Origin of the sequence: Conexibacter sp. W3-3-2 (assembly GCF_009707605.1) — a bacterium.
In the GTDB taxonomy this organism is placed as follows: Bacteria; Actinomycetota; Thermoleophilia; order Solirubrobacterales; family Solirubrobacteraceae; genus Paraconexibacter; species Paraconexibacter algicola.
This window is the reverse complement of sequence record NZ_WLYW01000001.1, coordinates 3,507,896-3,534,095: the sequence shown is the minus strand read 5'-3', so window position 1 is coordinate 3,534,095 and position 26,200 is coordinate 3,507,896. Positions and strand designations below refer to the sequence as shown.

Below are 26,200 nucleotides of genomic sequence, written 5' to 3'. Positions count from 1 at the left end.
CATCGTCGACGCATGCCCGAGACCACCGATGTCCTCGTCGTCGGCGCGCGCTGCGCCGGGAGCGCCGCCGCGATCGCCCTCGCCCGCCGCGGACGCGCCGTGATCGCGCTGGACGGCGCGTCGTTCCCCAGCGACACGCTCTCCACCCACCTCTTCTTCCCCAACCACTGGGCCGAGCTCGAGCGGCTGGGCGCGCGCGACCGCGTCATGGCGCTCGACCCGCCGCTCCACACCGCCGCCGGGCTCGGGACCGAGACGGTCGACGCCACCGGCCCGTTCAGCTCCTACGAGGGCTTCGCCCACGGCTCGTGCGTGCGCCGCCCCGGGCTCGACAACGCGCTGGTCGAGACCGCGCGCGAGGCCGGCGCCGAGATCCGCGAGCGCACCCGCGTCACCGGCCTGCTGCGCGACGCGACCGGCCGCGTCACCGGCGTGCGCTGGCGCGACCGCGACGGCGAGGAGGGCGAGATCCACGCGAAGCTCGTCATCGGCGCCGACGGCCGCAACTCGACGATCGCCCGGCTCGTGGGCACCCGCGCGCACCACGAGTGGCAGAACCGCCGCCTGATGGCGTTCGCCTACTACGACGATCCGCGCGACGAGCTGCGCCACATCGCCTCCCAGTGGCGCGACGAGGACGAGCTCGTCACCGTCTTCCCCTGCGACGGCGGGCAGTCGGTCGTCCTGCTCATGTCGCCCAAGCGGCGCGAGGACGAGTACCAGGACGACAAGGAGGCCGCCTTCGACCGCACCGTCGCCCAGGTCGGGCCGCTGGCGCGGCGCCTGGAGGGCTGCACCCGCGCGTCGAAGATCCGCGTCTCCTACAAGCACCCCGCGTACTTCCGCCACTCCCACGGACCGGGCTGGGCGCTCACCGGCGACGCCGGGCACTTCAAGGACCCGGTGACCGCGCAGGGCATCCGCGACGCGCTGCGCTTCGGCCGCCTGCTCGGCGAGGCGGCGGCGCCCGCGCTGGACGACCCGGCGGCGCTCGACCGCGCGCTCGCCGCGTGGGAGGACGACCGCGACGCCCAGTGCCTGCCGATGTACCAGTGGGCCAACGGACTCGGGCTCGCCGACGACGTGTCGCCGATCGAGGCGACCGCGTACGCGTGGCTGGCCGCCCGCCCTGACGGGCCGACGGAGGTGCTCGACGTCTTCTCGCGCAAGCGGCTGCCGGGCGAGGTCTTCACCCCGTCGCGGCTCGTGCGGTGGCTGGCGGGCGCGGTCCGCGACCCGAAGATCGACAACCGCCGGCTGTGGACGACGCTGAAGCGCGACGTGCGCCGCGAGGGTGCCCGGCTCGTCGAGGAGCGGCGGTTCGCCCGCCGCAAGGCGGCGTCCGCCGCCGCCTTCCGGGCCGCTCCGGCACCCGCCTCGCCTGCCCCTGCGGACGACCGCCAGCCCGCTCTGGCCTGAGGTCCGCGGGACCTGGCGCCGCGTGCGTCACCACTGGGGGGACACCTTGGACCCCCTCGGGGGAATTCCCCTTTCGCGCGCGGTGCCGGGTCGGGTTGGATGGGGTCATGGCCCTCGCCGTCGAACAGCCCACCACGACCCCCGAGCAGCCGCCGCGCTTCGCCGACGTCGACCTCGTCGGCACCGACCGCGCGATGCTCGACGCGCTCCGCGCCTACGGCGCCGACGCGCTCGTCGACGAGACCCGCGCCTTCGGTCGCGTCGCCGGCAGCACCGCGCTGCTCGACGCCGGCTTCGCCGCCAACGAGCACCCGCCGCAGCTCGTCCCCTACGACCGGGGTGGTGCGCGCACCGACGCGATCGCGCTGCACCCGGGCTGGCACGAGGTGCTCGGCGCCGCCGTGCGCGCCGGGGTTTCCGGGGCGGCGTGGACCGACGAACGCCCGGGCGCGCACGTCGCGCGCGCCGCCGGGTTCATCGCGATCAACCAGGCGGAGGCCGGGGTCGGCTGCCCGCTCGCGATGACCCACTCGTCGGTGCCGGCGCTGCGGCTCGAGCCGTCGGTCGCCGCGGTCTGGGAGCCGCTCGTCACCAGCGGCAGCTACGACCCGCGGCCGATCGGCCCGCAGGACAAGACCGGCGCGCTCGTCGGCATGGCCCTGACCGAGCGCTCGGGCGGCTCGGACGTCCGCCGCTCCACGACCGTGGCGGTCCCGCTCGAGGACGGCACCTGGCGCGTGACCGGCGAGAAGTGGTTCGTGTCGGCGATCCAGTCCGACGCGATGTTCGTGCTCGCGCAGACCGCGGACGGTCTGAGCACGCTGCTGGTGCCGTGCCGCAACCCCGACGGCAGCCGCAACGGCATGCGCGTCGACCGGCTGAAGGACAAGCTCGGCAACCGGTCCAACCCGACCGCGGAGGTGACGTTCGACGGGGCCGTCGGCCACCTCGTCGGCGAGCAGGGCCGCGGCGTGCGGGCGATCATGGCGATGATCCAGGGCACGCGCCTGGACTGCATCCTCGGCTCGGCCGCGGTCATGCGCGTCGGCACGACGGAGGCGATCCACTGGTCGCGCCACCGCATCGCGTTCGGCCGCCGGCTCGTCGTCCAGCCCGCGATGACCGCGGTCCTCGCCGACCTCGCGCTCGAGAGCGAGGCGGCGATGTGGTCGGGCCTGCGGCTCGCCCGCGCGGTCGAGGACCAGGCCGCCGGTGACACGCACGCCGCCGCGTTCCGTCGCCTCGCGCTGCCGACGCTGAAGTACTGGGTCTGCAAGCGCGCCCCCGCGCAGCTCGGCGAGGCGCTGGAGTGCCTCGGCGGCTACGGCTACACGGAGGAGTCGCGCGTCGCCCGCGCCTACCGCGAGGCGCCGCTGATGAGCGTCTGGGAGGGCTCGGGCAACGTGCAGGCGCTCGACGTGCTGCGCGCCCTGCAGACCGACCCCGGCTGCGCGGAGGCCGTGATGGACGAGCTCGACGGCGCGCGCGGCGCGAACCGCCGCCTCGACGCGGAGGCCGACGCGCTGCGCGCGGACCTCGCCGGCGGCGCGGCGGGCATCGGCGAGGCGCGGGCGCGCGAGGTGACCGGCCGGGTCGCGCGCGCGATCCAGGCGGCGCAGATGGTCCGTCACGCCCCCGACTTCGTCGCCGACGCGTTCTGCGCGACGCGGCTGGACGGCTCCGCCGGGGGCGGCGTCTTCGGCGCGCTCCCGACCGGGCTGGACGTCGAGGCGATCGTCTCGCGCGCGACGGGCACGGAGGACTGAGCGGTGGCGTTCGTCGCTCGCACGCTGCGCGCGGTCGCGATCCAGCCGACCCTGCGCATCGGCGACGTCGACGGCAACCTGCGCCGCTGCGCGGACCTCGTCACGCAGGCCGCGCGCGAGCACTCCCCGGACGTGATCATGCTGCCGGAGGCGGCCTCGTCCCCGAACGCGTTCGACCGGCGGATGCGCGACGTCGCGCGGCCGGTCGACGGGGACCCGCTGCAGCTGCTGCGGCGGCTCGCACGCGAGCACGGCTGCATCGTCGGGGGCGGCTTCATCGCGATCCGCGGCGCGGAGACCCGCGGCACGTACGCGCTGTGCGAGCCCGACGGGGCGTTCCACCTGCACGACAAGGACCTGCCGAGCTTCTGGGAGAACAGCTACTACCGGCCGGGGAAGGACGACGGCGTCGCGCCGACCGCGGCCGGGGTGATGGGGCTCGCCAACGGCTGGGAGTGGGGTCGCACGCAGACCTGCGAGCGACTGATGGGCCGCGTGCAGCTGCTGGGCGGCGGGATGCACTTCCCGTCCTACCCGGACTGGGCGCTGACGCGGAAGTGGTTCATCGAGCGCGACCAGGAGCTGTTCACGCAGTACGGGCGCGAGCTGCCCGGTCGCGTCGCGCGGTTCCTCGGCGTGCCGGCCATCCACCCCTCGCACGTCGGCGAGTTCGAGATGGAGACCCCGATGGTGCCGGGCCTGAAGTGGCGCTCGCACACGATCGGCCAGACGCAGATCACCGACGCGGACGGGCAGCGCCTCGCGTACCTCGACTACGGGGACGGCGAGGGCTACGTGTGCGCGGACATCGAGCTGGAGGAGCAGCCGCGCCCGCGCGACCCGCTCCCCCGCACGTTCTGGAACAGCGAGTTCCCGCTGTCGGCGCACGTCGTGTGGCTGGCGGGCAACGCGCACGGCCGCGCCTCGTACGCGATCAAGTCGCGGCTGGGCCGTCACCGCTGGACGCCCGGGACCGACCTGCCCGACCACGTTCCCGCGGAGGCGGCCACCGAGGTGCTCGCGGGCCGGTAGCGTCGGCAGGCATGACGGAGAGGGTCGTGACGCTGCCGGAGTCCCCGGAGCTCGACGCGGCGCGGCGGCGCCTGCCGCCGTGGCGCCCGCAGGAGGGCGAGCAGGACGCGGAGGCCCGCGCCCTGGACGACGGGCTCGCGGCGGTGGAGGCGGAGCTCGAGCGGCTCGGGGCCGACGTGGACCCGGCGCTCGCCGAGGCCTGCCACCGGCTGAGCGATCTCGTCGCGCGCCAGCAGCAGGGCGCCACGCGGCGGATGCGCCGGCGGCTCGACACGCTGGCGGCGGTGCACGAGGCGCTGACGCGCCTGCGTGAGCTGCGGACGGTCGACGCGATCATCGCGCGCGCCTCCGCGGAGGCGTGCGGGGCGTGCGGCTTCGACCGCGCGGTCGTGTACCGGGTCCGGGGGGCGGAGCTGATCGCGGAGAGCTTCCACGTCACCGGTGACCCGGAGGCGTCGGCGCTGCTGCTGGAGTTCAGCCGCGACCTGCCGCTGAAGCTCGAGCAGGAGAGCCGCGAGCGGGAGATGATCCGCCGCCGCATCCCGATGTGCGTGCACGACGCGATGACCAACCCGCACAGCTTCCACCCCCAGGCGGAGGTGTACGACGTGCACTCCTACGCGGCGGCGCCGATCATGCCGGAGGGGCGCGTGATCGGGTTCGTGCACGCCGACCACCGGATGAAGCCCCGGCGCGTGGACGAGTTCGACCGCGACGCGCTCTGGGCGTTCGCGGAGGGCCTCGGGTTCGCGATCGAGCGCGTCCGGCTGACCGAGCGGCTGCGCGCCCAGGGCGACGAGCTGCAGCAGCTGCTGCGCCGCGCCTCCGCGGTCGTGGGGGACTACCTCGACGCGGAGATCGAGATCGTCAGCGCCGACGGCGCCGCGGGCGCGGCGACCCGCACCGCGGAGGCGTTGCTGGCCGGCGGGGAGCCGGCCAACGAGGTCGAGGTGACGCTCTCGCGGCGGGAGCGCGAGGTGCTCGCGCTCGTCGCGCAGGGCGCCTCGAACGCCCAGATCGCCGCCCAGCTCGTCATCGCCGACGAGACCGCCAAGACGCACGTCAAGCGGATCCTGCGCAAGCTCGGCGCCGCCAACCGCGTCGAGGCCGCGAGCATGTGGCTGCGCGCACAGCAGGACTGAGGGCAACGATCGGCCGGTCACCTACGCCAAACGACTCGGCCCGCGCCCAACCCTCCGTCATACCGGTACGGTGATCACGTGCGTACCCCGGGGGCCGGTCCTGTCGTTCGCGTGGCCGGTCGGCGCTCGCGCGCCGTCGCCCTGGCGCTGGCCGCGACCGGGCTGCTGCTCGCACCCGGCGCTGCCGGTGCCGCGACCTTCACGGTGTCGTCGACCGGGGACGCCGGAGCGGGCACGCTGCGCGCCGCGGTCCTCGCGGCGGCCGCGGCCTCCGGCGACGACACGATCGCGCTGGACCCGTCGCTCTCCGGTCAGACGATCACGCTCCTGACTCCGCTCCCGTTCGCGGCGACGACCGGGACCACCACGATCGACGGTGGCAGTACGGCGATCCCGGTCACCGTCAGCGGCGGCGGGACCGCGGCGCTGCTGGACGTCGGGACGGGCGCGACGGTCCGCATCTCGCGGGTGACCCTCGCCGACGCCGTCGGGGCCGACGGCGCGGACGGCGCCGACGGCAACTCCATCCCCGACGGCACCAACTCCTTCATCGGGGGCGACGGGGGAAGCGGCGGCCGGGCGGCGATCACCGTCCATCCCGGCGGTGCTCTGACGATCGAGTCGTCGACCGTGACGAACCTGCACGGCGGCGACGGGGGCGACGGCGGACGGCTCGGCGGCGGTGCCGGCGGAGGAGCTGGCGCCCTGCACAGCGGCGGCACGCTCACGATCCTCGCGTCGACGCTGATCGCGAACTCCGGCGGTGACGGCGGGACCGGCGGGGCCGGCTCGACCGGAACGGCCCCGGACCAGGGTGGCTGCGCCGCCGGCGGGGGTGGCGCGGGCGGCGGCGCGATCGTCAACGTCGCCCCGACGGCGACCGGGCAGCTGACCGTGCGCAACAGCACGCTGAGCGCCAACCGCGGCGGCGCCGGCGGCCCTGGAGGTTCGTCGGTTCGAGGTGCCGGTGGTGGCGGGGGCGCGGCCGGCGCGGCGATCATCGCCGCCGGCGGGTCCTCGACGGTGCTCGAGCACGTCACCGTGTCGGGGAGCGTCGCCGTCCCGGGAGGGGACGGCGGTGACCGGCTCGGCGGCCTGCTGTCGTGCCAGAACTCCGGCGGAGGCGGGGGCGGAACCGGCGGGGGTGGCGGCGGTGGCATCCCGCTGAACGACCGCGGCACGCCCGGGAACGGCGGCGCCGGGCCGGCGACGACCGGATCGCCGCTCGAGCTGGCCAACCGCGGCGGCGCCGGCGGCGCCAGCACGCCGGCCATCGTCACCGCTCAGGCGGGCGTCGGAGCCGGCGGCGGCGGCGCCGGCAACGCGAGTCGCACCGGTCGGGACGGCGGACCGGCCGGGGGCGGAGGAGGGGGCAGCAACGGCCACGGCGGCAGCCCCATCGGCGGCTCGGAGGGCCGGGGAGGCGGCGGCGCAGGCGCGGGCGGCGCCAACGTGGAGTTCTCGACGACCGGCGCCGGCGGAGGCGGTGGCTTCGGCGGTGGCGGTGGCGGCCAGGGCGCCGCGTTCTCGACGACGGTCGCGCCAGGACTCGCACCCTTCGGCGGCAACGGCGGCGGCTTCGGGAACGGCGGCATCGGCCGGATCCTCCCGACCGCCGGCACGCTCGGCGGTGGCGGCGGCGGCGCGCCGGCCGACCCCGACCCGGCGGGCGATCAGCCCGGCGGCGCCGGCGGCCTCGGCAGCGGGGCCCTCGTCGCGGCCGGCACCGTGACGGTCACCGCCTCGATCCTCGCCAACACCGCATCCGGCGCCTCCGCACCGCTGAGCGAGTGCCGGGGCACCATCACCGGTGGCGCCAACCTGCTCGAGGACGCGGTGGGGTGCACGCGCGATCTCGCGGACGGGCTCGTCGCCGATCCGCTGCTCGTCGGCACGTCCCCCGTCGCGGCCGGTGGCCCCACGGCGACGCTCGCGCCCGCGGTCGGCTCGCCGGCGATCGGCGCCGGTCCCGCCACGAGCGCACTCACCCTCGACCAGCGCGGCCCCGGGTTCCCGCGGCGCATCGGACCCGCCACCGACATCGGCGCGGTGGAGGCGAGCGTCCCGCTCACGCTCCGCACCGTGCTCGACCCGCCGGGCGATCCGGGGCGGTTCGACGTGCTGACCTACGGGACCGCGGTGCTGACCGGTGCCGGCGACGGCGCCACCGCGACGACGCCGGTCGAACCCGGCACGCAGGTCCCCGTCGGTGTGGCGGCCGGACCGGGCACGTCCCTCGCCGACTACGCGTCGGTGATCGACTGCGGCGCCGGACCGGTCGCGGGGCCGCAGCTGACCGCGAGCTTCAGCCTCGCCGGGACGTGCACGGTCACGAGCACCAGACGCGCGGCGGCGCCTGCGCCTCCGACGCCGCCCGCCACGCCGGTGGCGCCCGCACCTGCCCCGACGGTCGCCGACGAGCTGCTCGCCTGCACGCCCCGGCCGCTCGTCGTCTACGACGTCCGGCCGGTCGGCCGCAACCGCGCGCGGGTGAGCGGGGCCGCCCGGACGCCCTTCGTCGGGCGCCGCGTCGTGCTGCGCCGCGACGGCCGGGTCGTGGGCCGCGCCCTCGTCGGCGCCGATGGCCTGTTCTCCGCGACCGTGCCGGCCCCGACGTCGGCGAAGGCCCGCCGACGCGCGACCTACGACGCGCGCACCACGGCGACCGCGCCCGCCTCGTCCGGCACCGTCCCGCTGCTGCTCCTGCGCCGCATCCCGACCCTGTCGGTCGCGCGCGGCGCGGACACGGTGACGGTCGCCGGCCGCGTCTCCGCGCCGTTCCGCGCGAGCGTCCCGGTTTCGGTGATCACGCGGACCGGCTGCGTGAAGAACCGGACGCTCGCCACGGGCCGGCTGTCCAGCTCCGGCCGGTTCAGCATCCGCGTCCCGCGGGCGGCCCTCGCCGACGTCCGGGTCGTCCGCGTCGTGCTGAAGGTCCCCAGCCGGCCCGGGCGGCGGGCGACCAACGTCACCTACAGCCTGCCGGCGCCGGTGGGCTGAGCCGCCGGCGCAGGCTCAGCCGCGCAGCACGAGCGCGCAGTACCCGTCGGCGATCGCGGCCGCGTCCAGCCGGCCGCCGCGCCGGTACCACTGCGGCGTGTGGTTGACCGCGCCGAGCAGGGCGCGCAGCGCGATCGACCGGTCCTCGACCGCGAGCAGCCCGGTGTCGGCGCAGCGGGCGAGCACGTCGTCGAGCAGCCGCTCGAACCGCTTGCGGGCGTCGCGCACGCGCTTCCACTGCGGGTCGCCCTCGAGGACGCGGCGCTCCTGGAGGAAGACGACCATGTGGTCGAGGTGGCCTTCGACGTGCTCCACCCACGCACGCACCAGCGCGCGGAGCTCGGCGTCGGGCGGCCCGTCGAACTCCCCCACGAGCGTGGACGCGCGCTCCAGGAGCGGGTCGAGCAGCTCGTCGCAGATGCGGACGAGCAGCGCCTCCTTGCCGTCGATGTAGTGGTAGATGCCGCCCGCCGTCATGCCGGTGGCGGCAACGAGGTCGGCCATCGACGTCGCTGCGTAGCCCTGCTGTGCGAAGAGCCGCGCGGCGGCGTCGACGAGCTCCTGCTGCTTGCGGTCGTACTTCGCGCGCAGGGCGGGTCTTGTGGGCGGCTCACGCACGTCGCGCGCCAGTTTACCGAACGACTACTAGAACTTCGAACGATCATTCGGTTATGGTCGGGGCATGTTCTTCGACCTGGACGACGAGACCGAGCTGCTGCGCCGCACCGTGCGCGAGTTCGCCGAGGGCGAGGTCCGCCCCGTGGCCGAGCACCTCGACCGGACGAAGTCGTTCCCGTACGAGCTCGTCGCCAAGATGGGCGAGCTGGGCTGGATGGGCATCCCCTTCCCGGAGGAGGTCGGCGGAGCGGGCGGCACCTCGCTGCAGTACGCGATCGCCGTCGAGGAGCTCACCCGGATCGACTCGTCCGTGGCGATCACCATGTGCGCCCACACCTCGCTGGGCACCCAGCCGATCTACCTCTTCGGCAACGACGCGCAGAAGCAGGAGCTCCTGCCCGACCTCTGCGCCGGCCGCACGCTCGGGGCCTTCGGCCTGACCGAGCCCGAGGCGGGCAGCGACGCGGGCAACGCGCGTACCCGCGCCACCGAGAACGGCGGCACCTGGACGATCAACGGCGCCAAGCAGTTCATCACCAACGCCGGCACCGACATCACCGGCCACGTCGCGATCACCGCCCGCACGGGCGACGACGAGATCACGAACTTCATCGTCCCCAACGGCACCCCCGGCTACGAGCAGGGCGAGCCGTACCGCAAGATGGGCTGGAACGCGTCCGACACGCGGCCGCTGACGTTCACCGACGTCGAGGTCCCCGACGAGAACATGCTCGGTCCGCGCGGCCAGGGCTTCAAGCAGTTCCTGCGGATCCTCGACATCGGCCGCATCGGCGTCGCCGCGATGGGCGTCGGCCTGGCGCAGGGCTGCCTCGACGAGGCGCTCGCGTACTCCAAGGAGCGCGTCGCGTTCGGCAAGTCGATCAGCAAGTTCCAGGCGATCCAGACGAAGCTCGCCGACATGGCGACGGAGATCGAGGCCGCGCGCCTGCTGACCTACAAGGCCGCGTGGCTGAAGGACCAGGGCCGCGACTTCTCACTGACCGCCGCGCAGGCGAAGCTCAAGACGGGCCGCCTCGCGGTGCGCTGTGCCGGGGAGGCCGTGCAGATCCACGGCGGCTACGGCTACATCGAGGAGTACCCCGTCTGCCGCCACTACCGCGACGCGAAGATCCTCACGATCGGCGAGGGCACCGACGAGGTGCAGCACATGGTCATCTCCCGCGCCCTCGGCGCCTGAAAGATGTTCGAGCGCGTCCTCATCGCCAACCGCGGCGAGATCGCGGTCCGCATCGCTCGCACGCTGCGCGCGATGGGGATCGAGTCCGTCGCGGTCTTCTCCGACGCCGACCGCGAGGCGCCGCACGTGAAGGCGGCGGACGTCGCCGTCGCGATCGGGGGGAGGACGCCCGGCGAGTCGTACCTGAAGGCCGACCTGCTCCTGGACGCCGCGAAGCGGACGGGCGCCCAGGCGATCCACCCCGGCTTCGGCTTCCTGTCGGAGAACGCGGCGTTCGCGCAGGCGGTCGCCGACGCCGGCCTCACCTGGATCGGCCCGCCGGCGAGCGCGATCGAGCTGATGGGCTCGAAGACCGCCGCCAAGCGCGCGGCCGAGGACGCGGGTGTGCCGGTCGTCCCCGGCATCCACCGGGACGGGTTGACCGACGAGGACCTCCTCGCCTGGGCCGAGGGTCAGAAGTACCCGCTGCTCGTGAAGGCGGCGGCGGGTGGCGGCGGACGCGGGATGCGCGTCGTCGACGAGGCGACGAAGCTCCCCGACGCCCTGCAGGCCGCGCGCCGCGAGGCGCAGTCCGCCTTCGGCGACGACCAGCTGCTGATCGAGCGCTACGTCGAGACCGCGCGCCACATCGAGGTGCAGGTCATGGCCGACACCCACGGCAACGTCGTCCACCTGAACGAGCGTGAGTGCTCGCTGCAGCGTCGCCACCAGAAGGTCATCGAGGAGGCGCCGTCCCCGGTCGTGTCGCCGGAGCTCCGCGCGCAGCTCGGTGCCGAGTCCGTCGCCCTCGCGAAGGCCTGCGGCTACGTCGGCGCAGGCACGATCGAGTTCATCGCCGACGCCGCCGACCCGGCGGAGCACTTCTTCCTGGAGATGAACACCCGGCTGCAGGTCGAGCACCCGGTGACCGAGCTGATCACCGGCGTCGACCTCGTCGAGCTGCAGCTGCGCGTCGCCGCGGGGGAGGAGCTGCCCGTCACCCAGGAGGACATCGGTGTCAGCGGTCACGCCGTCGAGGCGCGCCTGTACGCGGAGACCGCCGCGTTCCTCCCCAGCGCGGGCGACGTGCTCGCCGCGCACTTCCCGTTCGGTGATCCGGGGGTCCGGATCGACGGCGCGCTCGAGGGCGGCATGACGATCGGGACCGACTACGACCCGATGCTCGCAAAGGTCATCGCGCACGGGCCGGACCGCGCGACCGCGCTCGCGCGGCTGGACCGCGCGCTCGCCCGCACCGCCGTCCTGGGACTGGAGACCAACGCCTTCCCGCTGCGCGCGCTGCTGCGTGACGACGACGTTCGCGCGGCGAAGATGGACACCGCGCAGGTCGAGCGGCTGACCTTTCCCGCGCCGCCGGCCGACGAGGCACTCGCCACGACGGCACTGCTGTGGACCCTGCTCGCGCGCGAGACGACCGCCGACGGCGACCCGCTCGCGGCCCGGGACGGCTGGCGCGTCGGGAGCTCCGGTCGCCTGCGGTGGCGGCTCGTCGTGGGGGACGACAGCGCCGAGCGCGAGGTGGTCCTGACCGGGTCGCCCGACGCCGCGGAGATCACGCTGGACGACGAGACCCGGACGTGGACCGGGGCCGCCGTGGCCCGGGTCGACGCCGACACCGTCGCCGTGACGCTCGACGGCCTGCGGCACGCGGTCCGCTACGCGATCGCGCCGGACGGGACGATCTGGGTGGGTCGCGACGGCTGGGCCCTCCCCGTCCGTCAGCTCACCGGAGCCGCCGACGGCAGCGCCACGTCCACCGGGTCGCTGGCGGCGCCGATGCCGGGCCTGATCCTGGACGTCCGGGCGCCCGAGGGGACGAGCGTCAAGGAGGGCGACCCCATCGTCGTGCTGGAGTCGATGAAGATGGAGATCGTGCTCGCCGCGCCGATGGACGGCGTCGTGGCCGAGGTCCGCGTCGCGCAGGGGGGACCGGGTGGCCGTCGGCGACCTCGTCGCCAGTGTCGAGCCCGAGAAGGAGAACGACGAGTGAGCCGTGTCCTGCGCAGCACCGCCCGGCCCGACGAGGCCAACCGCACCGCCCACGAGGCGCTGCTCGAGGACCTCCGCGACCAACTCGCGCGAGTACATGCCGGCGGGGGAGAGGTCGCCGTCGAGCGGCACCTGAAGCGCGGCAAGCTGCTCGCGCGCGACCGCGTCGAGCGGCTGTGCGACCGCGGCAGCGCGTTCCTGGAGCTCTCCCCCCTCGCCGCCCACGGCATGTACGACGGCGCCGCCCCGGGCGCCGGGATCGTCACCGGGATCGGCATGGTGTCCGGCCGGCCGTGCGTGATCGTCGCCAACGACGCGACCGTCAAGGGCGGCACCTACTACCCGATCACCGTCAAGAAGCACCTGCGCGCGCAGGAGATCGCCGAGCGCAACCACCTGCCCGCGATCTACCTCGTCGACTCCGGCGGCGCGTTCCTGCCCCAGCAGGACGAGGTCTTCCCCGACAAGGACGACTTCGGCCGGATCTTCTTCAACCAGGCACAGATGTCCGCGAAGGGGATCCCGCAGATCGCGTGCGTGATGGGCTCGTGCACGGCGGGCGGCGCGTACGTCCCGGCGATGAGCGACGAGACCGTCATCGTCAAGGAGCAGGGCACGATCTTCCTCGGCGGCCCGCCGCTGGTGAAGGCGGCGACCGGCGAGGAGGTCTCCGCGGAGGACCTCGGCGGCGGCGACCTGCACTCCCGCACCTCCGGGGTGACCGACCACCTCGCCGCCGACGACGCGGACGCGTTGCACCGCGTGCGCTCGATCGTCGCGACGCTGAACGACGCGCCCGCCCCGCCGTGGACGACCCGCGACCCGCAGGCGCCGGCGCTGGACCCGGACACGCTGCTGGACGTCGTCCCCCCGTCGCCGCGCACCCCGTACGACGTGCGCGAGGTCATCGCCCGCGTCGTCGACGGCAGCCGCTTCCACGAGTTCAAGGAGCACTACGGCGAGACGGTCGTCACCGGGTTCGCGCACGTGCACGGCCACCCGGTCGGGATCGTCGGCAACAACGGCGTGCTGTTCGGGGAGAGCGCGCGGAAGGCCGCGCACTTCGTCGAGCTGTGCGACCAGCGCGGCATCCCGCTGCTGTTCCTGCAGAACATCTCGGGCTTCATGGTCGGCCGCGAGTACGAGGCGGGCGGCATCGCCCGCGACGGCGCGAAGATGGTCACGGCGGTCGCCACCGCGCGCGTCCCGAAGATCACGGTCGTGGTCGGCGGCTCGTTCGGCGCCGGCAACTACGGCATGTGCGGCCGCGCCTACGACCCGCGGTTCCTGTTCATGTGGCCCAACGCGCGGATCAGCGTGATGGGCGGCGAGCAGGCCGCCACCGTCCTCGCGACCGTGCGCCGCGACCAGCTGGCCGCCCGCGGCGTCGAGTGGCCGGCGGAGGAGGAGCAGCAGCTGCGCGCCGGGATCGAGGAGCAGTTCGAGACGCAGGGCCACCCCTACTACTCGTCGGCGCGGCTGTGGGACGACGGGATCATCGACCCGCGCGACACCCGCCGCGTCGTGGCGCTCGCGCTCAGCGCCTGTGCCGGCGCGCCGGTACCGGAGCCCACGCGGCCGCTGTACCGGATGTAGCCCCGCCCGCACCGGCCACCGCGTCGGTGGCCGGGCGCCGGCGGAACGCGCTCAGGCGTTCGCGAGCGTCGGGTAGTCGGTGTAGCCCTTCGGGCCGCCCTGGTAGAAGGTCGAGTCGTCGGGCTCGTTGAGCTCGGCGCCGGCCTCGAGACGGGCGGGCAGGTCGGGGTTGGCGAGGAAGCGGCGCCCGTAGGCGACGAGGTCGGCCTTGCCGTCGGCGATCAGCGCGTCGGCGCCGTCGACGTCCCACTCCTGGGTGAAGCCCTCGTTGACCATCAGCGTGCCCGGGTAGGCCTTGCGGGCCTGCTCGAGGACGTCGTAGCCGACGATCGAGGACGTGTCGAGCACGTGCACGTAGAGGAGGTCGAGCGCGGCGAGCTCCGCGTAGAGCGCGTCGTAGGTCTCGCGCGCGTCGGCCTCGCTCATGTCGTTGAACTGGTGCCCGGGCGAGACGCGGATGCCGACGTGGCGCTCCCCGATCTCGGCGACGACGGCCTTGACGACCTCGACGACGAAGCGGACGCGGCCGGCGACGTCGGTGCCGTAGCCGTCGGTGCGCTGGTTGGTCCCGGAGGCGAGGAACTGGTGCAGCAGGTAGCCGTTGGCGGCGTGCAGCTCGACGCCGTAGGCGCCGGCGGCGCGGGCGCGGCGGGCGGCGTCGACGTACGCGTCGCGGATGCGGGCGAGCTCGTCGGTCGGCAGCTCGCGGGGCTCCTCGTAGGGCTTCATGCCCTCGGGCGTGAAGACCTCGCCGGCGGCCGCGATCGCGGACGGGGCGACGGGCTGCTCACCGGTGTAGAAGGAGTGCGCGACGCGACCGCAGTGCATCAGCTGGACGACGAGCTTGCCGTCGCCCGCCTCGGCGACCGCGTCGGCGACGAGCTTCCAGCCCGCCTGCTGCTCGTCGGAGTGCAGGCCCGGCGTGTCGAGGTAGCCCTGCCCGTCGGCGGCGGGCTGCGTGCCCTCGGTGACGAGGATCGCGGCGCTGGCGCGCTGCGCGTAGTACTCGGCGTTGAGGGGGCCGGGGACGGTGCCGACGGCGCGGTTGCGGGTCAGCGGCGCGAGGGCGATCCGGTGCGGGACCGAGAGGTCGCCGTGCGTGTAGGGGGAGAAGAGGTTCGGGTAGGGCATGTACTTGACCATACAACTACGCCACCCTCGGCCTGTGGCGTTCCCGTGAAGGACGCCCCGCCGCCCGCCCCACGCGGGCACGCGGACGGCCGCTGGATCGACTCCGACGGCTCGCGTAAGTTCCTCGCCGCTGCCCGGTTCCACCTACGAGCGCGATCCCCGCGCCCCACGACCCCCGGTCCAGAAAGCCACGCCCGTGCGCCTCCGTCCCCTGCTCCCCGCCCTCGCCCTCCTGGCCCTCCCGTCGCCGGCCCTCGCCGCCGACCTGGCGCCCGCCGCCGCCGGCGCCGCCGACGCCCTCGCCGCCGGCGGCGGCGGGTTCGCCTTCACCGTCCGCGACCTCCCGTCCAACCGCGTGCGCACGCGCGTCGGCAGCCCGGGCGGCCCGACCCGCACGGTCTCGACCTCCCGTCCCGCCGGCCGCCGCGAGTACGGCCTCGCCGCCGGTGTCGCGCGCTCCTTCACCCGCCTGGCCTTCGGCGTCACGCGGCTGCGCACCGCGCTCGACGACGAGGAGCCGACCGCGCTGGCCGGCGAGACGTTCAGCGGACCGCTCGGCGGGCCGTTCGCCGTGACCGCGGGCGGACCGGGGCTCGCGCGGCCGTTCTCGACCGTCGTCGGCTACGGCGGCGAGACCCTCGTGACCTTCGAGGCCGAGCGCGAGTTCGGGGCCGGGCGGATCGTCGCCCGAGACCCTGCCGCCGGGACCGCCGGCCGGCAGATCGGCCCCGACGCCGTGATCGAGGCGCGCGTCGCCGGCACGAACGTCGCGATCGCCACCGAGACGTCGCCGTCGGCCCCGGCCACCACGATCACCGTCTACGACCTCGCCTCCGGCGAGCAGCGCTACGCCGTCGCCGTCCCGCGGAGCGTCGCCCCCGACGGCGGCGGCGCCGCCACGGTCCCGTTCGACGTCGACGCCGACGGCACGATCGTCGCGATCGGCCGCTCGTCCTCCTCGACGTCCGCGACCGAGCGGCTCGACCTGCTCGTCGCGTCCCCGCAGGCGACGGCGCCCCGGGTGCTGCGCCAGGACGTGACCGGCGCGGTCGTCGCGATCTCGTCCGGGCGGGTCCTGCACCTGGCCCGGCCGAGCGCGCGCGTCACCGCGGCGGGCGCGGTGGTCCTCGCGGTCACCGGCCTCGCGGGCAGCACCTCGACGGTGTCGTTCCCGCTCGCCCCGCCGGTGCTGGCCGATCTCGACGGCGACGTCCTGTCGGTCAGCACGCCCACGTGCGTCTACGCCGCCTCGTTCCCCCTGGAGCACCACCGCCACGCACGCCCCGAAGGGCACGTGCCCGCAGACGTTCGTCGCGGTCGGGAGTCGGCCCGCGACGCGCCGCGGACAGGTGCGGGTGCCGCTGAGCTGCACCATGGGCACCGCCACGGGCTGCCGCGGAACGGTCGACCTGGTCCTCCCCGGCTCGCCGAAGAACACGCGGCGCCGCCTGGCCCGCCAGTCGTTCTCGCTGCAGCGCCAGCAGCGCACGACGCGCGTGTTCCGCCTGTCGGCGCCGGAGCGCCGCCGCCTCGCGAGGCTCCGCGGGGGCGACCCGGTGTACCTCGACGTGATCGCCCGCACGACCGACGACGCCGGCCGCGTGTCCACCCAGACGCAGGTCTCGCTGGTCTCGGTCCGCTGAGCGCGGCGGGGTCGCGATGACGTGATCGCGACCCCGCCGGCCGTCAGGTCAGGCGTAGAGCGCCTCGATCTCCGCGGCGTACTTCTCGTTGATCGGCTTGCGCTTGAGCTTCATCGTCGGGGTCAGCTCGACGCCACCCGGCTGCCACTCGTCCCCGAGGATCGCGTAGCGCTTGATCTGCTCGACGCGCGCGAGGTGCTCGTTGGCCGACTCGACCGCGGCGGCGATGGCCGCCTTGACGTCGTCGCGCTGGGCGACCGCGGCGGGCGTCGCGTCGTCCCCGCTGAGGCCGAGCTTCTGCGCGAACACCGCGACGGCGTCCGGGTCGAGCACGAGCAGCGCGACGTTGTACGGGCGGCCGTCGCCGATGGCGATCGCCTGACCGATGAGCGCGTGCGCGCTCTTGAGCTGGGCCTCGATGTTCGACGGCGACATGTTCTTGCCGGCCGCGTTGATGATCAGCTCCTTCTTGCGGTCGACGATCTTCACGTAGCCGTCGTCGCTGATCTCGACGATGTCACCGGTGAGCAGCCAGCCGTCCTCGGTGATCGTCTCGGCGGTCTTCTCGGGCTGGTTGCGGTAGCCCTTCATGAGGATGTCGCCGCGGACCTGCAGCTCCCCGTCCTCGCCGGCGCGGACCTCGACGCCCGGGATCGGCTTGCCGACGGTCCCGATGCGGTTGCCCTCGGGCGGGTTGACGATCGCGCAGCAGGAGATCTCCGACATGCCCCAGAGCTCGAGCAGCGGCAGGCCGATCGCCCCGAAGAACTCGAGCAGCGCAGCCGGGGACGGGGCGGCGCCGACGACGATCCAGCGGACCTGGTCGAGGCCGAGCTTCGCGCGCAGCTGCGACAGGACGAGCTCGTCGAGCTTGGCGTGCGCGGCCTCGAGCTCCGCCGGGACCGGCTGACCGGCGCGCTTGAGCGCCTGGTACTGGTGCCCGACCTCCAGCGCCTTCTCGATGCCCGCCTTCTTCTGCGGGTCCTCCTCGGCGGCGATGCCCGCGTCGAGCGCCGCCTTGAACTTCTCCCAGATGCGCGGGACCGCACCCCAGATCGTCGGGCGGACCTCGTGCAGCGCGGGCAGCAGCTGCGTCGGGTCGCTGATGCTCGTGACCGAGCCGCCGTGGACCATGTGCGAGTAGTAGGTCGCCCAGCGGTCGGCGATGTGCGCGTGCGGCAGGAAGGAGATCGTGCGGTCCTTCGGCTGCAGCGGCAGCACCTCGGCCATGCCGCGCAGCTCGGCCATCATGCTCTTGTGGGTCAGCTCGACGCCCTTCGAGGGGCCGGTCGTGCCGGACGTGTAGATGAGCGTGAGCACGTCGTCGGGCTCGACGGCGCGCCACGCGGCCTCGAAGTCGAAGCCGTCGGCCGGGGCGGCCTCGAGGTCGGCGAGGCTGATCGTGCCCTCGAGCTCCGCGTCGATGCAGACGAGGTGCTCGACGCCGTTCTTCGCGGCGGCCTCGCGGACGACCCCCGCGAACGCCTCCTGGAAGACGACGACGTTGTTGCCGGCGTTGGAGAAGAGGTACGCGACGTCCTCCGCGGGCAGCGTGTTGTAGACGCTGAACGGGGTGGCGCCGAGGTGCATGGCGGCACAGTCCACGAGCGAGAACTCGGGACGGTTGGTCATCATGATCGCGACGGTGTCGCCACGACCGACGCCGAGCTTGGCGAGGCCGGCGGCGATCGCCTCGACGCGCTCCGCGTACTGGCGCCAGGTCAGCTCGGTGGCGCCGCCGACGGTGCGCAGGGCGACGTCGTCACCTGCGCGGGCAGCGGTGCCCTGGAACAGCTCGCACAGCGTGTTCGCGTTCGCGAGGACGTCGTCGATGGATGCCGCGCCGGGCGCTTCGGACAGGGACATGCAGCTCTCCTCAGAGGTGTGCGTCGGATGGAAGTCGAACGGGGTGCTCGGTCAACGTGTGCGCGCCGACACACAAGAGTTTCGCACGCTGCGGACGTCCGGCGCCACCCGAACCGACACCCGTCGGGGGGAAGATCGTCCCTCCGACGGGGAGTCGATCAGCCCGTTCTCACGGCAGTCCGGCCGCGAAGCCCGCGATCGCGTCGCGCAGGACCTCGGGCCGGTCGAGGTGCGGGCTGTGCCCGGCGTCGACGACGAGCCGCTGGACGCGGCTCGCCGAGACCGCGGCCTCGATGCGGTCGAGCTGCGCGAGGGTGCCGTAGTGGTCCCGGGCGCCGTGCACGAGCAGCAGCGGTGCGGCCAGCGGCGCGATCTCGTCCTCGATCGTCCAGCTCCAGAAGCGCGGGTCCAGCCAGAGGTCGCTCCAGGAGCGGAAGACGTGGTCGGGGTCGTCGTGGTGCTTGGTCATGCGGGCGCGCAGGTCGCCCTCCTCGAAGGCCCTGACGGCGTCCTCGATCCCACCGACCGCGTCGGTCTCGACGAACACGTGCGGCGCGATCGCGACGACGCCGCCGACCGGGTGGCGCGCCGCGTGCAGGAGCGCGATCGTCGCCCCGTCGGAGTGCCCGACGAGCAGCGGCGCGGTGATCCCGAGCCCGTCGAGGAGGGCGGGGAGCACGACGTCAGCCTCGCGGTCGAAGAAGGCGGCGGTGCGGGCACCGCCGGGCGGCGGGGCGCTGCGCCCGTGCCCCGGTCGCGAGTAGGCGACGACGCGACGCCCGGTGGCGCCCGCGAGGGTCCGCGGCGTGTCGCGCCACAGGCCGATCGAGCCGAGCCCTTCGTGCAGCAGGACGAGCGGCCGGCGAGCGGGATCGCCGGGCAGGTCCAGGACGTCGACGCCGGCCACCTCCACCGGCGCGAGTCTACGCCCCACCACACCAGATAGCGCCGACGCGCCAAGGCGCGGTGCGCTCCGGCATTTCCCGGGGGAAGGCGCGTTGTCCGATCGACCCCCGACCGACAGGATCGCTCCGTGCGCCCGACCCTCCCCGCCGCCACCGTCCTCGCCGCCGCCGCGCTCGCCGCGCTCCCCGCTGCGGCCACGGCCGCCCCCGTCGTCACGACCGTGGACGGCCCGAGTGCCGACGTGCGCGTCGGTGGCGGGATCGACCTCGCGCCCGATGGGACCGGGATCCTCGCCTACACCAAGGCCGTCGGCGGCACCGACCACGTGTTCGTCAGCCGCCGTGCCGGCGGGACCTGGTCGGCGCCCGTGCAGCTCTCGGCGGGCACCGGCGCGGCGGCCGCGGTCTCCGAGCCGAAGGTCGCCGCGTTCGGCACCGGCGGGGCGGTCGTCGCGTGGCGTGTCGGGCCGGGCGACGGGCTCCTGCGCGCGGCCGTCTCGCCCGCCGCCGGCCAGCCGTTCACGACGAAGGACGTCGTGCCGCTGAACGTCGTGCGCGCGTTCGACCTCGACGCCGCCTCCGACGGCAGCGCGTACATCACCTTCACGCAGGGGGCGAACCCGAACGTGCGGGCGGCGCACCTCGCCTCGCCCGCCGGCGACTGGAGCCTCGTCGGCGGCGGCACGGCGATCGACCCGTCGGGGATCCTCGACCGGACCGCGGCCGAGGAGGCCGCCGGACCCGGCGGGCAGACCGAGTCCGACGTCGCCGCCTACCCGGGCGGCGCGGTGATGACGTGGACCGAGACGGACATGGGCAGCTTCGACGTGCTCGCCCGCCGCCTCACGGGCACGACCGCGGGCCCGGTGACCGAGCTGTCGGTCCCGACGCTCGACGGCAGGCCCCGCGCGACGCTCTCGGACATGACCGACGTCGCCGCGACCGCGGACGGCACCGCGCACGTGGCGTTCCGCGAGCTCTTCACCTACGGGGCGACGGACCGGCCGCGCGTGCTCGTGCGCCGCATCGCGCCCGACGGCACCGTCGCCGCGCCCCAGGTCGCGGACGGCCTCCCCGCCGACCCGCCGGAGGGCGCCGAGTTCCCGTCCATCGCGATCAGCCCCGACGGGGCGCAGGGCCTCGTCGCCAGCCCCCGGCAGCTGACCTTCGCCACGTTCGCCTCGCGCCTGGAGGCGGGCTCCTGGCTGACCGGGACGCGCGCGGACACCGGGACGCCGACCGCGGCGTCGACGCCGGTCGCGGCGGTCGGGGCCTCCGGGTTCGGGGCGGTCGCCTGGAAGGACACGCCGGCCGGTCAGGACCCGGTCGCGATGGTCGCCTCCGGGACGGGCGCGACGCTCGGCGCGCCGGAGACCCTGTCGGTGCCCGGCGCGGGCCCGGTCGTGTCCAACGACACCGAGACGCTGACGGCCGCCGCGCAGCAGGACGGGTCCACCGCGGTGCTGTTCGCGCAGGGCGCCCCGGCGACCCGGCGGATCGTGCTCGCCCAGATCCCGACGACCGTCGTGCCGCCCGCCACCACGCCGACCCCGACGCCCGGCACGCCGGCGCCCGGGACGGGTCCCGGGAACGCCCCCGCGCCCGTGCGCACGACGTTCGGCCGCACCCCGCGCATCACGCTCCCGGCGACCGTCGTGCGCCGCACGGGCGGCCGGCTGCGCGTGACCGTCCGCAACCGCGAGCCGTTCACCGTCCGAGCGACCGTGCTGCTGCGCGTCCGGCGCGGTGGCCGCGCCCGCGACCTGGTCGCCCCGGCGCGGCTGATGCTGCGCGCGGCGGCGACGCGGTCGGTCACCGTGCGGGCGCGCGGTGCGCTCGCACGGCGGGTGCTGCGGCGCGGCGCGCGGGTCACCCTGCGGGTGACCGTGCGGGCGCCGCGGGGGACGGCGCGCACGCTCGCGCGCACCGTCCGCGTCCGCTGAGCGGCGCCGTCAGGCCCCGATCTTCTCGACCGTCTGGCGGTCGGTCAGCTCGCCGTCCTCCAGGCGGGCGCGCAGGACCTTCTTGTCGAATTTGCCGACGGAGGTCTTCGGGACCTCCTCGATGAACGCGTACTCGTCCGGGATCCACCACTTGGCGACGCGGTCGAGCAGGAACGACGCGAGCTCCCCGGCCTGCACCTCCTTGCCCTCGTCGAGCACGACGCAGGCGAGCGGGCGCTCGGTGTAGCGCTCGTCGGGCTTGGCGATGACCGCCGCCTCGCGCACCGCCGGGTGCGACATCAGCTCGTTCTCGAGGTCGACGGAGGAGATCCACTCGCCGCCGGACTTGATGACGTCCTTCGCCCGGTCGGTGATGCGGATGTAGCCCTGCGGGTTGATCGCGGCGACGTCACCGGTGCGCAGCCAGCCGTCGTGGAACTTCTCCGGTGCGTCGGTCTCGTAGTACGCGCTCGCGATCCACGGCCCGCGGACCTCGAGCTCGCCGGTGGACTCGCCGTCCCACGCGACCTCGCCTCCCTCGTCATCGGTGATCCGCGCCTCGACGCCGGGGGCGATCCGGCCCGCGGTCGTGCGGTAGGACCACGCCTCCTCGTCGGAAACGCCGCGCGGCGGCCGGGCCACCGATCCCAGCGGCGAGGTCTCGGTCATGCCCCAGGCCTGGACGATGAGGACGCCGTGGCGCTCCTGGAAGGCCTCCATGAGGGACTTCGGGACCGCGGCGCCACCACAGGGCACGCAGCGCAGGGACGAGAGGTCCGGCTTGTTCTCGTCGGCGTACCGCAGGAGGTCCATCCACAGTGTGGGGACCGCGCCGGCCACGGTGACCTTCTCGCCCTCGATGAGCTTCGCCAGCGGCTCGCCCTGCAGGAACTTGTCCGGCATCACCAGGTTGGCGCCGACCAGCGGCGCCGCGTACGCGAGACCCCACGCCTGCGCGTGGAACATCGGGACGACCGGAAGGACGATGTCGTTGCCCGACACGCCGAGCGAGTCGGTCATGCCGGACGCGATGGCGTGCAGGAACGTCGAGCGGTTGGAGTAGAGGACGCCCTTGGGGTCGCCCGTGGTGCCGGACGTGTAGCAGAGGCCGGAGGCGCTGCGGTCGTCGATGTCCGGGTACTGGAAGCCCGGCTCCGCGCTCGCGAGGAGGTCCTCGTACTTGATGACCTTGTCGGCCGGGAGCGCGCTCGCATCTCCGTCGCCGACCACGATGTACTTCTCGACCGTCTCGAACTTGTCGGTGTGCGGCGCGAGGAGCGGGATCACCGAGTCGTTGACGATGATGACCTTGTCCTTCGCGTGGTTCACGATGTAGACGAGCTGCTCGGGGAAGAGCCGCAGGTTCAGCGTGTGGAGGACCGCGCCCATCGCCGGGATGGCGTAGTAGGCCTCGAGGTGCTCCTGGTTGTTCCACATGAACGTGCCTACGCGGTCGCCCTCGCCGACGCCGAGCTTGGAGAGCGCGTCCGCGAGGAGGTCGCACCGGTCACCGACCTCGCGGTAGGTCGCCCGGTCGATCTGCCCCGGGGCGCGGAGCGTCACGACCTCGGAGTCCCCGTTCACCGTCCTCATGCGGCGCAGGATCATCCCCACGGTCAGCGGGTGATCGTTCTGGACGAGACCTTCGAGCATCTGGACAGCTCCCTCAGGGGTGGAAAGACGGCAGCGGTGCGCGCTGGAGTCCAGTGTCTACCGGGCAGCGCGAGCGGGGGTCAAGCATCAACGCGCTAAGCGACCGTCCGGACGTTCGTGGAAATCCTCATCCGACCGCCTCACCGTGGATCCGGCGGTACTTCGCCACCGCCTCGGCGCGGTTGCTGGCCCGCAGCTTGCCGAACACGTTCTTGACGTGCGACTTCACGGTGGCCTCCGACACGACCAGCCTCCGCGCGATGGCCGCATTCGTCGCCCCCTCCGCCATGAGGGCCACGACCTCGTGCTCCCGCGGTGTCAACAGGGACCCGGTGGGTGCGGGCGTCAGCGGCAGGAGCGCGGAGGCCGCTGCTCCCGACAGGCGCACCGAGTCGGGCGCGGCCCGCGTGATCCGCAGTTCGGCATCCGTGAGCGCGTTGAGGACCTGGTGCGTCGTGGTGACCAGGCGGGAGACCTCCTCGCGCTGTGCGTTCAGGCGCTCCAGCAGCAGCGCCCGGTCGACCGCGAAGCCGAACCCCTCCGCGAAGGCCCACAAGGTGTCGCGGTCGACCTCGTCGACCTCGCGCCCCTGGAAGAAGCAGTCCGCATGCAGGAAGCCGATCACCTTGTCGTCCGGCATGACCGGTGCGGCGACGTAGGACGTCGTCTGGACCGGGAGGACCAGCGGCTTGAAGGTGCGGGGGTCGGTGGCCGGGCTCTGGATGATGACCGGCGCGCGGCGGCGGATCATCTCGGTCTCCAGGAGCTGGTGGGTCAACTGTGGGCGTTCGACCTGCGCCAGGTCGAAGAACTCCTGCGCCCACTCGGGCCGCTCGACGTAGTGGATGCTCTCGCACACCATCTCCGCGTCCTCCACGCGGAACAGGAACGCCCGGTCGAACCCGCAGTGCGTGCAGAGCACCTTGACCGCCCGGTCCATGACCGCCGCCGCGGTCGGTGCCGAGCGCAGCTCGCTCAACGCGCGCCGGACACGGTCGCTCGCCTCCAGGCGGCGTTGTACCGACGCCTGACGGACCGTGTCTCGCGCCTCGAAGACCTCGGAGAGGACCGACGCCAGGTCGTCGGTCCTCGCGTTGGCGCTCGTCGCCCGGACGGCGGCGAGGAGCCGACCTTCGGCGAGCTGCAGCGCCTGCTCGACACCGAGCTCGGCGCGCGCGTCGCTCTCGTCCCCGTCGAGCAGGGCGTCGACGCGAGCCAACAGCTCGCGCGCGGCGTCGGCGGAGACCTCCGCCTCGTGTCCGTCTGATCGTCGTCGCGTCATCGCCTCTCCCGCCGTCCGCGGTGCCCAAGCGCTGCCACGACCGTACATGTCCTGCCCGCCCCTCGCGCAGGGACTAGAAGTTGAAGAAGAAGTAGTCGATCAACATGCGGAAGAACAAGAAGGTCCCGGCCGTCGCCGGGACCACCACGGCGGCTGCCACCAGGAAGAACGTCACCCGGGCCATCGGGCTGGACGACGCGTCCGGGACGAGGCTTGCTGCGTCTCTGGCCGCCGGGAGCATCCGGGCGCGGACGTTGATCGAGGTGTGCGAATCGTGCTGTGTGGACATGGGTCGACGCTACGTCGGGCACCCGTATCCGGCCCATGGTCCTCACACCCAAGGTTGCCGACCACGCGCCTGTGAGCCGATCACAGCGCGCCCGGCCCTGGGTCGTCCGCGACCAGGCGCGAGGCGATGACCAGCTCGATCACGTCGTCGATCCGGCGCGGATCCGCGCCGGTCCGCTCGGCGATGCGTCCCAGTCGGTAGTGCGCGGTGTTCACGTGGACGTGCAGGTCGGCGGCCGCCTGCTTGACGTTGAGGTTCGCCGCGACGTACGCGCGCAGGGTCGCCACGGAGGTCCCGCCGCCGGCCAGGTCCTCGCGGACGAACCGCGCGACGGCCTCGGGGACGAGCCGGCGGGCCGTCGGGTCGTTGCGGATGGTGAGGTAGTCGAACGCCGACATCGCCGGCAGCGCGGCCAGGCCTCCCTCCACGAGGAGCAGGTCACGGGTCGCAGCGGCTTCCTCGTAGGCGTCCGCGGTCCGGGCGACACCGTGGTGCACCGTACTCATGGCGACGGCCAGGACGATCCCGTCCGCGGCCTGGCGCTGCTGCACACCGCGCAGCCGCTCCACGACCTCTCCGACGTCCTCGGGCGACGGAGCCGGTGCCACGATCACGATCTCGCGATGGCGCAGGACCACGAGCGGGGCGAGCCGCAGCTTCAGTGCCCGCGACAGAGCGGCGGCGGCACCACGGATCGCGTGCTCGTCGTCGTCGACCTGCGTGTCGATCGGCATGGCGGTCACGACGATGCAGTCACCGCGCGCGCCGAGCCCGACCGCATGAAGGGTGTCATCGTGGCGCTGGACCGCCCCCAGCGCCCGCGTGAGGAGGTCCTCCAGTGCGTCTCGACGCCGACGTTCCCCGGTGGCCGCCAGCAGAAGCTGCGCCTCGAGATAGACCTCGGCGGCGTGCGTGGTGGCGACCTCGAAGTACCGTGTGATCGGCTCGACGAGTCGGAGTGCCGCGAGCCGCGAGGGCTCGTCGTCCGCGACCGCATGGGTCTCGTTCCACAGGACGCGCTGACCAATGTGGAACGCGCCGATGAAGTCGGCGACCGTGACCTGCCCGACGCGCTGGGCGGCGTGACGGCGCGTGAGATCGAGGTCGTCCCGGGAGATCGGCTGCTCCCGGCCGAAGCTGTCCAGGATCCGCCGGTAGTGCTCACCGACGTGATGGGTGACGTCCTCGCGCAACGCCGGATCCGGGTTGCCGCGGTACGCGGGCAGGTCGGCGAAGATCGCCTTGACTGCAGCGTCCACCATCGCATCCAGCTTCGCTTCGAGTGCGGCGAGGACGCGCGGTAGACCGTCCTCGCCGGCCAGCGCCGTGATCGGGTCAGTCGAAACGGCCACGGGCGTGCGCGCGCACGATCGGCAAGACCGCGAACGCTCCGCGGACCCGCCCGCTGTAGTGCGCCTGGCCCCGGAACACCTGAGCTGCGGGCGAGACCTCCCAGAAGGTGGCGAGCGCGGGCTCCTCGAGCATCAGTTCCCCGTCGGCGTCGTCGTCGCCGGCACCGACGTGCGGCGACTGCGTGAAGTGCAGCGTGCAGGCGAGGTCCGGCCGCCCCGCCACGCTGAGCCGCATGACGGTGTCGGGCGCCGAGAGGCGGGCGGCCGCCCGCGGGTCCGCGGTCGCCGCGGCAATCTGCTCGACGAGCGCCAGGTAGGCGTCGGCGACCGCGTCGGGCGCGGCGACTCCGGACGTGCCTTCGAACGAGGGCGGCAT

The 26,200-nt window shown here is 74.1% G+C and carries 18 protein-coding genes and 1 pseudogene; 10 read left to right on the top strand and 9 right to left on the bottom strand.

The window, feature by feature from the left end:
- The first annotated feature begins 12 nt into the window (after nucleotides 1-12).
- From GKE82_RS17085 to GKE82_RS30895, 5 genes are all read left to right on the top strand, one after another.
- Nucleotides 13-1,419, top strand: a complete 1,407-nt coding sequence (locus tag GKE82_RS17085) for an NAD(P)/FAD-dependent oxidoreductase (protein WP_154734122.1) — start codon at nucleotides 13-15, stop codon at nucleotides 1,417-1,419.
- A 107-nt stretch (nucleotides 1,420-1,526) separates the two neighbouring features.
- Nucleotides 1,527-3,185, top strand: coding sequence for an acyl-CoA dehydrogenase family protein (locus GKE82_RS17080; RefSeq protein WP_154734121.1), 1,659 nt, complete (start codon nucleotides 1,527-1,529; stop codon nucleotides 3,183-3,185).
- 3 nt (nucleotides 3,186-3,188) lie between these two features.
- Nucleotides 3,189-4,217 carry a carbon-nitrogen hydrolase family protein gene (locus GKE82_RS17075; RefSeq protein ID WP_309233670.1) on the top strand — a complete coding sequence of 343 codons (1,029 nt, stop codon included), beginning with the start codon at nucleotides 3,189-3,191 and terminating at the stop codon, nucleotides 4,215-4,217.
- A gap of 11 nt (nucleotides 4,218-4,228) precedes the next feature.
- On the top strand, nucleotides 4,229-5,359 hold the full coding sequence (locus GKE82_RS17070; RefSeq protein ID WP_107568254.1) for a LuxR C-terminal-related transcriptional regulator: 1,131 nt from the start codon (nucleotides 4,229-4,231) through the stop codon (nucleotides 5,357-5,359).
- Nucleotides 5,360-5,470: 111 nt separating this feature from the next.
- Nucleotides 5,471-8,359, top strand: a complete 2,889-nt coding sequence (locus tag GKE82_RS30895; RefSeq protein ID WP_154734120.1) for a choice-of-anchor Q domain-containing protein — start codon at nucleotides 5,471-5,473, stop codon at nucleotides 8,357-8,359.
- Nucleotides 8,360-8,374: 15 nt separating this feature from the next.
- Here the strand turns inward: GKE82_RS30895 and GKE82_RS17060 are convergent, their stop codons facing one another.
- On the bottom strand, nucleotides 8,375-8,977 hold the full coding sequence (locus GKE82_RS17060; RefSeq protein ID WP_154734119.1) for a TetR/AcrR family transcriptional regulator: 603 nt from the start codon (nucleotides 8,975-8,977) through the stop codon (nucleotides 8,375-8,377).
- A 64-nt stretch (nucleotides 8,978-9,041) separates the two neighbouring features.
- On the opposite strand from GKE82_RS17060, the gene GKE82_RS17055 reads away from it, so the two are divergent.
- From GKE82_RS17055 to GKE82_RS31550, 3 genes and pseudogenes are all read left to right on the top strand, one after another.
- Nucleotides 9,042-10,175 carry an acyl-CoA dehydrogenase family protein gene (locus tag GKE82_RS17055; RefSeq protein WP_154734118.1) on the top strand — a complete coding sequence of 378 codons (1,134 nt, stop codon included), beginning with the start codon at nucleotides 9,042-9,044 and terminating at the stop codon, nucleotides 10,173-10,175.
- 3 nt (nucleotides 10,176-10,178) lie between these two features.
- A pseudogene (locus GKE82_RS31555) lies at nucleotides 10,179-11,495 on the top strand (acetyl/propionyl/methylcrotonyl-CoA carboxylase subunit alpha); the annotation flags it as partial.
- Nucleotides 11,487-13,760 (top strand): carboxyl transferase domain-containing protein, encoded by a 2,274-nt coding sequence (locus tag GKE82_RS31550; RefSeq protein WP_375337048.1) that lies wholly within the window; start codon nucleotides 11,487-11,489, stop codon nucleotides 13,758-13,760. The pseudogene GKE82_RS31555 and the gene GKE82_RS31550, both read left to right, overlap by 9 nt.
- 51 nt (nucleotides 13,761-13,811) lie before the next feature.
- Here GKE82_RS31550 and GKE82_RS17045 read toward each other — a convergent pair whose 3' ends face one another.
- The gene (locus GKE82_RS17045) at nucleotides 13,812-14,891 is read right to left on the bottom strand and encodes an alkene reductase (RefSeq protein ID WP_154734116.1); all 1,080 of its coding nucleotides are present in this window, start codon (nucleotides 14,889-14,891) and stop codon (nucleotides 13,812-13,814) included.
- 196 nt (nucleotides 14,892-15,087) lie between these two features.
- Here GKE82_RS17045 and GKE82_RS17040 point away from each other — a divergent pair, with 196 nt between their 5' ends.
- A complete protein-coding gene (locus GKE82_RS17040) occupies nucleotides 15,088-16,554 on the top strand; it encodes a hypothetical protein (protein ID WP_154734115.1) in 1,467 nt (488 codons plus the stop codon).
- Nucleotides 16,555-16,582: 28 nt separating this feature from the next.
- Here the strand turns inward: GKE82_RS17040 and GKE82_RS17035 are convergent, their stop codons facing one another.
- On the bottom strand, nucleotides 16,583-18,400 hold the full coding sequence (locus tag GKE82_RS17035; RefSeq protein WP_154734114.1) for an AMP-binding protein: 1,818 nt from the start codon (nucleotides 18,398-18,400) through the stop codon (nucleotides 16,583-16,585).
- A 169-nt stretch (nucleotides 18,401-18,569) separates the two neighbouring features.
- The gene (locus tag GKE82_RS17030; protein WP_309233669.1) at nucleotides 18,570-19,313 is read right to left on the bottom strand and encodes an alpha/beta fold hydrolase; all 744 of its coding nucleotides are present in this window, start codon (nucleotides 19,311-19,313) and stop codon (nucleotides 18,570-18,572) included.
- A 120-nt stretch (nucleotides 19,314-19,433) separates the two neighbouring features.
- On the opposite strand from GKE82_RS17030, the gene GKE82_RS17025 reads away from it, so the two are divergent.
- Complete coding sequence (locus GKE82_RS17025) at nucleotides 19,434-21,248, top strand: hypothetical protein (protein WP_154734113.1); 1,815 nt, start codon at nucleotides 19,434-19,436, stop codon at nucleotides 21,246-21,248.
- 9 nt (nucleotides 21,249-21,257) lie between these two features.
- Here the strand turns inward: GKE82_RS17025 and GKE82_RS17020 are convergent, their stop codons facing one another.
- The 5 genes from GKE82_RS17020 to GKE82_RS17000 form a co-directional block, all read right to left on the bottom strand.
- Nucleotides 21,258-22,901, bottom strand: coding sequence for a long-chain fatty acid--CoA ligase (locus GKE82_RS17020; RefSeq protein ID WP_154734112.1), 1,644 nt, complete (start codon nucleotides 22,899-22,901; stop codon nucleotides 21,258-21,260).
- A gap of 127 nt (nucleotides 22,902-23,028) precedes the next feature.
- The gene (locus GKE82_RS17015) at nucleotides 23,029-24,183 is read right to left on the bottom strand and encodes a LuxR C-terminal-related transcriptional regulator (RefSeq protein ID WP_154734111.1); all 1,155 of its coding nucleotides are present in this window, start codon (nucleotides 24,181-24,183) and stop codon (nucleotides 23,029-23,031) included.
- Nucleotides 24,184-24,256: 73 nt separating this feature from the next.
- Complete coding sequence (locus tag GKE82_RS17010) at nucleotides 24,257-24,472, bottom strand: hypothetical protein (RefSeq protein ID WP_154734110.1); 216 nt, start codon at nucleotides 24,470-24,472, stop codon at nucleotides 24,257-24,259.
- An 80-nt stretch (nucleotides 24,473-24,552) separates the two neighbouring features.
- Nucleotides 24,553-25,734, bottom strand: a complete 1,182-nt coding sequence (locus GKE82_RS17005; protein WP_154734109.1) for a CdaR family transcriptional regulator — start codon at nucleotides 25,732-25,734, stop codon at nucleotides 24,553-24,555.
- 73 nt (nucleotides 25,735-25,807) lie between these two features.
- Nucleotides 25,808-26,200, bottom strand: coding sequence for a hypothetical protein (locus GKE82_RS17000; protein ID WP_154734108.1), 393 nt, complete (start codon nucleotides 26,198-26,200; stop codon nucleotides 25,808-25,810).